Annotated in this window: 3 protein-coding genes; all 3 read left to right on the top strand. The window is 58.4% G+C overall.

Annotated elements, in window-relative coordinates; all coding sequences use genetic code 11:
* The first annotated feature begins 24 nt into the window (after positions 1 to 24).
* The 3 genes from OS190_RS18975 (at position 25) to icmH (ending at position 8773) form a co-directional block, all read left to right on the top strand.
* A complete protein-coding gene (locus OS190_RS18975) occupies positions 25 to 5664 on the top strand; it encodes a beta strand repeat-containing protein (RefSeq protein ID WP_267160279.1) in 5640 nt (1879 codons plus the stop codon).
* Positions 5665 to 5801: 137 nt separating this feature from the next.
* Positions 5802 to 7136: a type VI secretion system baseplate subunit TssK gene (gene tssK / locus OS190_RS18970; RefSeq protein ID WP_267160278.1), complete on the top strand. Its 1335-nt coding sequence runs from the start codon at positions 5802 to 5804 to the stop codon at positions 7134 to 7136.
* Positions 7136 to 8773 carry a type IVB secretion system protein IcmH/DotU gene (gene icmH / locus OS190_RS18965; protein WP_267160277.1) on the top strand — a complete coding sequence of 546 codons (1638 nt, stop codon included), beginning with the start codon at positions 7136 to 7138 and terminating at the stop codon, positions 8771 to 8773. Before tssK ends, icmH begins: the two co-directional genes overlap by 1 nt.
* Positions 8774 to 8778: the final 5 nt, after the last annotated feature.

Raw genomic sequence — 8778 nt, 5'->3', positions numbered from 1 at the left:
GATGTGGATCTGTCGGGGGATGTCGTGATCACGGCGCTGGATCTGGACGGCGGTGCGGGACATACGATTGCGGATACCGCCATGGTCACCGGGGCGACGACGATTGATAATGCGACGCTGACCCAGACGGGAGGCGCGCTGACCACGGTCACGCTGGGTGCGAATGGCATTCTGACGGCCTCGTCGGGGACGGCAACCACGGTGACGGCTTCAGCGGCGAGCAGCGATGTGGATCTGTCGGGGGATGTCGTGATCACGGCGCTGGATCTGGACGGCGGCGCGGGACATACGATTGCGGATACCGCCATGGTCACCGGGGCGACGACGATCGATGATGCGACGCTGACGATAAGCGCGACGGATGCATTGAGTGATACAAATTCGGTAACCTTGGGGGGTGCTGGTGCGCTCGTCCTGTTGGCGGACGAAACGATTGGGACGCTTGTTGGGACAGGTGCGGCGACTACGGTGAATGTCAATGGCAATGCGCTGACACTCGCAGGGGGGAGCAGCACCTACGAAGGGATGCTGACAGGTGCAGGAAGCCTGAACAAGATTGCGGCAGGCACGCTGACCTTGACAGGGAACAATGCGGGTTTGACCGGCGGCATGAACATCAGCGGCGGCGCGGTGGTTGCGGGTAATTCCGATGACGCTTTTGGTATCGGATTGATCACGCTCGGCTCTGATGTCCTGCCGGCCAGCACGGGTACAATGGCTGTGACGGCAACAACGGGTGTGTCGAATGATATTGCTGTTGCTGCAGCAGGTGGCACGATCAGCGCCTTGCCTGGCGTCGATGCCAATCTGACGGGGGGCATCAGCACTGCGGGTGCGCTCACCTTTGATGGGGGTGGTGATGCGACCTTCGCCGGCATGGTGAGCGGTGCGGGATCATTGAGCAATATTGCTGGCGGCACGCTGACACTGACTGGCGACAATTCAGGCCTGACAGGTGGTTTGAGCGTCAGCGGCACCGGTGTCATCAGCGGTAGCAACGATGGTGTCCTGAATACGCTTGGGACCGGGACGATCACCCTTGAGGACGGCACATTGAACGTGACGGCGGATTCGACGATTGCGAATGCCCTGACCGTTGCGGCGGCAGGCGGGACGCTGGATGCTGATGCAGGTGTTGACGTGGTGTTGACCGGAAATATTGATGCGGCCGGTATTTTGACCGTTGCCAGCGATGATTTGACAACGATTTCGGGGGTAATGTCTGGAGCTGGCGGTCTGACGGTCGATAGTGCGGGCGGGACCGGCCAACTGACGCTGACAAACGTGAATACCTACACCGGGACCACCACAGTGGAAAACGGCATCCTTGTTCTGGGCAATGCCAATAGCATTGCAGACGACGGTGCGGTGGTGGTGAACGACAGGCTGAACCTTGCCACGACGAATGAGACAATCGGATCCCTTGCCGGGACCGGTACCGTCGCTCTGGATGGCAATACATTGACCATTGCGCAATCGGGCACCCTGGCGGTGCCGGTTGTAACCGAATTCAGCGGCGTGATTGCCGGTGCGGGGAATCCGCTGCCGGGGCCAGATGTTGTTGCATTGGTGGTGAACAGTGTGACGGACACACTTGTCCTTTCAGGAGTGAATACCTTTACCGGTTTGACGGATGTCCAGAGCGGCACCCTGCGTATCGGCGATGGCGGGTCTGTCCTGGGTGATGTCGATACCGCCGGTACCTTTGCAAACGAGGGCACTGTCGGTGGCTTGTTGACCGTAACTGCGGGGATGGCCAGCAACGAAGGTGCGGGTGCATTGACCGATGTGGCGATTTCGGGCGGCACGTTTGAAACCGGCATCGCAACGCTTGGTGTTACCCCTGCCACGACCACGGTGTCGGGGACAGCGACGATCACGGGCGGCACGATGAATGTTACCGGTGGCACGGTAAACGCAGCAGTGAACACAAATGGCATCCTCAACGTCAATGGTGGCACGGTGACCACGGTGGATTCTGCAGCGACGAGCACCGTGGGTGTCAACGGGACCGTCGCAACGGCAACTGTCACCGGCGGTACCTTTGCCACGGCGGGCAACATCACCAATGTGCTGACCAACAATGGTGGTGGGGTGACCGTGTCTGACGGTACGGTTGCATCCCTCAACAACGTGAGCGGATCAGCGACAATTACTGGCGGCAACGTCACTGCTATGACCAACAGTGCAACGGCGACCAATGCGGGCACAGTCGGGACGTTGAGCCAGAGCGCCGGATCCTTTGTGAACAGTGGCAGCGTGAATACGGCAGGCATTTCAGGTGGGACCTTCAGCACCTCCGGAAATGTGGGTACATTGAACAATACCGGAGGGTCTTCGACGGTGCAGGCGGGATCTGTCGGTACTGCCAACAACACCTCGGGCAGTCTGACTATTGCTGCTGGCTCTGTCGGGACGTTAAGCTCTTCTGCGACAACGACAAATGCCGGCACAGTGGGGATTGCCAGCATCTCTGGTGGTACCTTTGGCAACAGCGGGTCCGTGACGGGCAGCACGACCGTCACCGCAGGTGCCGTTTCCAATAGCGGCTCATTGGGTAATGTCACCCTGACTGGCGGATCCATCACCAACATCAGCGGCACGATCGGCGGCGTGGGCAATACCGGGGGTACAGTCACGATCAACGGCGGCAGTGCGCAATCCGTAGTGAACAACGTCGGTTTGCTGACCATCGCCGGCGGTGGTGAAGTTGGCGCGGTGACGAATTCCGGTACAGCAACGAATGCGGGCACTGTTGGCACTTTGGAAAACCAGGCTGGGACATTTGAAAACTCCGGCACCATCAACGGTCTGACAACGTTGGTGAATGGCACGATTACCAACACAGGCAACATGGGCAATCTGGCGTCGACAGGCGGCTCCTTTGTCGGAAACGCAGGCAGCGTCGGCAACGTCACCAACAACGGTGGCGCGCTTGATTTCGCGGGCGGTACAGTTGGCACGATTGCCAATAACACCGGCACGCTAACGCTTGGCGCAAGCAGCGGTGCTGTTACCAACTCTGCGATACTGGACATCACCGGCACAGCAAGCAGCCTGACAAACAATGCAGGCACAGCGACCGTCAGTGGAACGGTTTCCGGGTTCACCACTGTTGCTGGCGGTCAGGTAACCAACACTGGTAGCTTGAATGGCGGCGTGACCGTGAACGCCGGCGATCTGGTTTCAACCGGTACCATCCTTGGTACCCTGGAGGCCAAGGGTGGGACTGTCTCGATTGCGGGGCGGCTGGACGGTGTATTGGAAGCAGGCAATGCTGAAGTGACGATCACGGGCAGCCTGACTGATGTAAACAGCATTACCAACAACGGCAGTGGTACCCTGATAATAGCGGATGGCACGACAACCCTGGACAATGGCGGCACGGTAACCAACGCAGGTGCCATGACCGTCCGTGGCGGCTTGTCTTCTGCGAACGGCATCCTTGCGAACGGCGGCAATCTGAACATCGAAACCTCCGGCCGTGTCGCGATGAATATCACCAACAACGGCACCTTGAATGCTAACGGTGCGATCGTTGGTAATCTGGCCAACAACGCGGGGCGCACGGCGAATATTTCTGGCACTATGTCCGGCAATATCGTGAACGCTGCAAATGGTACCGTGAACCTGACAGGCACCCAAACCGGAACCATTATCAACCGGGGTGTAACCTTGATCTCAGGGACCAACGACGGGGGAGTCACCAACAACGCACAGTTGACAGTAGCAGAGGGTGGCGCGGTTGCGGGCGACATCGCCAACAACAACACACTTGACCTGATTGGCCAGGTGACGGGCAATGTCGTCAACGCAAGCCGGATGCGTCTGGCTGGTGGGACTGTGGATGGCACCGTTACCAATAACGGTGTGACCTCATTGCTTGCGGGCACTTCATTCGTTGGATCCTTTGTCAACGATCTGGAATTTATCGCCGAAACCGGCACCATGAACTATGACAGCTTCACCAATAACGGCACGGCACTGGTGCAGAGCATGGGCATCCTATCGGGTGGCGCATTTGCCAACAACAATACACTGACGGTGCAGGACGGAGGCCAGATCACCGCCGGGACCGTCACCAACAATGCTGATCTGATGCTGAACAATGCAGGCCGGATCAACGCAAATGTGGTGAACAATGCGCGATTGAACGCCTTTGGCGCTACACAGGCGGGCGGTGACCTGACGAATGCGGAATCCGGCGTGATCAACATGGCAGGAAACGGGTCGGTTAATGATGTTATGACCGTGTCTGGCAACGCTGTGTTGAATGGTGTGGTCAATACCGACATCAACCTTGATCCGTTAACGCCCGGTGCGGACCGGATGAACGTCGCAGGTGCAGTAAGCGGTGATGTCGTGTTCAATTTCGGCAACCTGAGCCAAGATTTCGGTACGCTTGACGGCGGGTTGACTGTGCTTAGTTATGGATCCTTGGACCCTGCCTTTGCTTTTGATCAAACCGGTCTGCCTGCGAATGGGGCACTGGTCTATGGCTTTATCAATGATGCGGACCGCAAGGCACTGGTCATCAATGCCGGTGCAAACCCTGCGGTTGCAGGCATTGCCTCGGGGCTGACCTTGACGCAATCCCTGATCAATACAGTTGTGAACCGCCCCTCAAGCCCCTTTGTCGCCGGATTGGCAGCGGAAGACGACGATCCCTGCGGCTTTGGCTCTTGGGCGCGCGGTGTCGGCGGGACAGCAGATGTGACCGGTGCAACCGCAACGTCAATCGGCAGCTTCGATTCCGAAATTTCGGCAAGCTATGGCGGTTTGCAGGTCGGCTTTGACTTCTCTTGCTTTGACAGCCGCTATGCCGGTTTCGACCTCAGCTTTGGCGGTATTCTTGGCGCAAATACGGGGTCCCTGTCGCAGCCGGTCTTTGAATTCGATCCCGGCACGGCCAGCCTGAACCGCAATTCGATTACTTCCATAAACGATACCGACTTTTCCCAGACCTATGCGGGTGCCTATATCGGTGCATCGCGGGGGCGGTTGTTTGGCGATGTGCAATTGCGCTTTGACCAGACTTCGTTCGAGCTGACCAACACGCTCGCTGCCGGGATTGTTGCGGGAGGCGATGACGACATTGGTGTCGCGGATCAGGAATATGACAGCTCCAGCACGACGATCAGCGGCTCTGTCGGTTACGCCTTTCCACTCAGCGAAAAATCGGGGCTGGTGTTTGTGCCTGCACTTGGTGTTTCGCATAGTCGGACCTCGGTGGATGCCTTGCGTTTCGACGGCGGCACGCCGGACAACAAGACGGACGATCGTGTACTGGAAATTGACGACATTGTCAGCACCGTTGCCTTCGCCTCGGCCACCCTGTCACGCAGCAAGGTTTTGCCAAGCGGCACGGCGGCGTTGAATATATTCGGCACGGCGACCTACTATCATGACTTTGGCAAGGACACGACGTCGCGCTTGTATCAACTGGATGCAAACGGCAACCGCCAGGCTGATCCGCTGACCACGACCAGCAGCAATCTGGGTGCCTATGCAGAATTGTCACTGGGTGTGAACTATACCAAGCTGATCCAGCCTGGTGCCTTTGGCGGCGCACGGCAGTTTGATGCTTCGATCCGTCTGGACGGAAGGTTCTCAGGTGGTCTGGACAGTGTCGGCATTACCGGTCAAATGCGGTTCCAGTTCTAGGTCCTGAGTGATGGGGGCGGGCCCTCACAAGGGCCGCCTCTGCTTGACCACAGCGGTTGCTGTGGCCACACTGGCTTAACCACAGATTGACCGACACGTGCCGCCCGCGTGCCACAGAAAAAGGAAACCGCCCGCCGATGTCTTGGACCAGCAAAGTAGCCTGGAAAGAGGGGCTTTTCTTGCATCCTCACCACATGCAGCAGGCCGATCGCTATGTTGAGCGGTTGGTGCAGGCGCGCACGGCTGACATCACGCCCTATCCCTGGGGGGTGAGCGAGCTGCGTTTCAATCGTGATATGGCACAGCAGGCCAAGATTGGCCTGACCGCGGTGGCGGGGATCTTTCCTGATGGCACCCCCTTTGATGCACCCGGTGGCGCGCCCTTGCCCTTGCCCGTTCCGGTTCCCGAGGAAGAAGCGCAAGGATTGTCGATCTGGCTGACCCTGCCGGACGCAAGCATTGGCGGGCAGGTTGTCTCCCCCCAAGGCGCAAATGCAGCAACGCGGTATGTTTTGGCTGCCGAAACCGTTTCTGAAACCTCCTCTGCCGCGCGTAACGAACAAACCCTGGAAATCGCTGAGCCGCGGCTGGAATTGGTACTGCGCAAGACGCCGCGGCCGGGTTACCAGAATATCCACCTGGGCCGGATCATCGAAATGCGCGATGGTATTGTCACATTGGATGATACGGTGCCGCCGACCGGTTTGGTGCTGCGCGTTCACAACGCATATGAAGGATACCTCAGCCGCGTTGTGGGTTGGATCGAAGCGAAACTAGAGACATTGTCGCGCTTTGCTTCTGATCCCTCGTCGGGTGGCGGTATGCAGGCAACGGATTATTTGATGCTTATGGTGCTGAACCGCGAGTTGCCGGTGTTGCAACATCTCAAGGGGATGGCGTCGGTACATCCTGAGCGGCTATATGAAAAACTGATCGGTCTGGCCGGGGAACTGGCAACATTCGACCAAGGGGGGCGGCGGGCACCGACCTATGTGGCCTATGACCACGAAAACCCCAAAAGCAGTTTCAATCCCGTGGTACAGGACATTCAGAGACTACTGGCCCGTGATGTCGGCCGCGCCGTGCGCCTGCCACTCAAGGAGGTACGCGCAAATTCCTATGCCGCACTGGTCAATGACCGCAATCTTTTTGCACAGGCAACATTCGTGATCGAAGTCAGCTCGGGCTTGCCATTGTCACAGGTGCAGACGCAATTCCCGCAACTGGCCAAGGTTGGTCCTTCGACCAGCATGAAGCAGATCATCAACAACAACCTGCCGGGCATCGGGATCGTGCATTTGCCCAACCCGCCCCGTCAGATCAGGGTGGTCAGCACAAATGTTTACTTCGTGCTGGATAAATCAACAGAATTGTGGCGCGAGTTTTCCACTGCTCCGGCCATTGGAATGCATTTTGCCGGCAACTGGCCTGACCTGAAACTTGAAATGTGGGCCATACCGGAGAGCGCGTGATGTCGGAAGACGACGACAAAACCGTATTTGGTCAACGGCAACCGCCACCGGGCGGGCCAGCAAAGGATGCAGGCGCGGACAAGACCGTATTTGGCCAACCCTTGTCGCCGGAAACCGGCAGGCCGGTTGCCGGTGGTCGTGCAGCCCCCGGTCAAAGGCCCGCAAACACGCCGGGAACGGATGATACCTGGCTTGGCGGGCCTTTGAACCCGCATGCCTCTCCACCACAACCGCAACAACATTACGGGCAACCGGGGCTGACTGGGCAAAACCCCTATGCCAATCCAACTCCGCAACAGCCCTTGTACCAGCCGGGGACGGGGCAACGTCCGGCGGGGTCTGAAATTTTCCCCGAAATCCGTCCCAATCAAGAGGTGCCGCAATATGCCCCTCGCCCCAGGATCGCCTTTCAGGATGCCTTGCGTGCCGCGGGTCCCGAGACCGGCGGTTCTTCCAATCCCCTTGTCAGGGCGGCCTCGGGTTTGCTTATCCTGCTAGGGCGCCTGCGCACCGGGTTGGTCGATATGCAACCCGCACCCTTGATTGATCACGTCACCCGCGAGATCGACAATTTTGAACGCAAGGCCCTGAGCACCGGCGTCCCACAGATGGACGCCAATGATGCGAAGTATGCGCTTTGTGCAACGGCGGATGACATCGTGCAGAACCTGCCGGGAGCGGATCGTGGCACATGGCTGGAATATTCCATGGTGGCTCGGTTCTTTGGAGAGCGGTCTTCCGGTGTCAGGTTCTTTCAGAAAATGGACGAGGCGATGCGTGCGCCCGGTCAGAGGTTCAACCTTCTGGAATTGATGCTGACCTGTCTGTCACTGGGGTTTGAAGGGCAGTACCGTGCCATGCCCAACGGCGGTGTTGAACTCAGCCGCATCCGCACCGCTATCTACGAAACCCTGCGCCGGGTACAGCCGCGCCCGGATGATGACATTTCGGTGCGCTGGACACCTGTGTTACTGGGTGGCAAACGCCGGCGTGGCGGTACCCCTTTATGGGTCATTGCGGCGATTGCCTGTGTAATGGTTGTTTCCCTCTTTGCCACGCTTTCGACCCTGCTGACACGCGAAGGTGCCGAGGTCCGAGAACGCATTCTGGCACTGCACGCGAACCAGCCACCAGTAACAATTGAACGCACTGTACCGATTGTGCGCGCCTATGAAGCGCCGCAGTCGACGCAACTTGAACGCATTCGCGCCGCCCTCGCGACAGAAATCGAAGCGGGTCAGGTTGAGGTTGGCCGCAACAATGATTGGGTTTTTGTGCGGGTAGGGGATGTGCTGCAATTCGGTTCAGGATCAGCTACATTGACCAATGATTTCAGCATGCTTGCAACCAGCATCGGGCGCACCTTTGACGACGAACACGGTCCGGTACGCGTGGTTGGCCATACCGACAGCATCCCGCCCACGGGTCGCGGCCAGTTCAAGACCAATCAGGACCTTTCGATTGCCCGTGCCAAGACAGTGAGCGACATCCTGCAGAACGTCTTGATCGACCCTGACCGCCTGCTTGTTGAAGGAAAAGGTGCCGTTGACCCGATTGCCGACAATGCGACCAAAGAAGGCCGCGCACGCAACCGCAGGGTTGAAATCATGATCCCCAGATCAGATCAGCCGGAGTAATGTGA

The organism is Sulfitobacter sp. F26204, assembly GCF_026410305.1.
GTDB lineage: Bacteria > Pseudomonadota > Alphaproteobacteria > Rhodobacterales > Rhodobacteraceae > Sulfitobacter.
The sequence above is the reverse complement of the archived record's forward strand: the minus strand, read 5'-3'. Positions and strand labels throughout refer to the sequence as shown.

Excerpts from the sequence above, each read along its gene's own strand:
- tssK (WP_267160278.1), top strand. The coding sequence starts at position 5,802 with ATGTCTTGGACCAGCAAAGTAGCCTGGAAAGAGGGGCTTTTCTTGCAT.
- icmH (WP_267160277.1), top strand. The coding sequence starts at position 7,136 with ATGTCGGAAGACGACGACAAAACCGTATTTGGTCAACGGCAACCGCCA.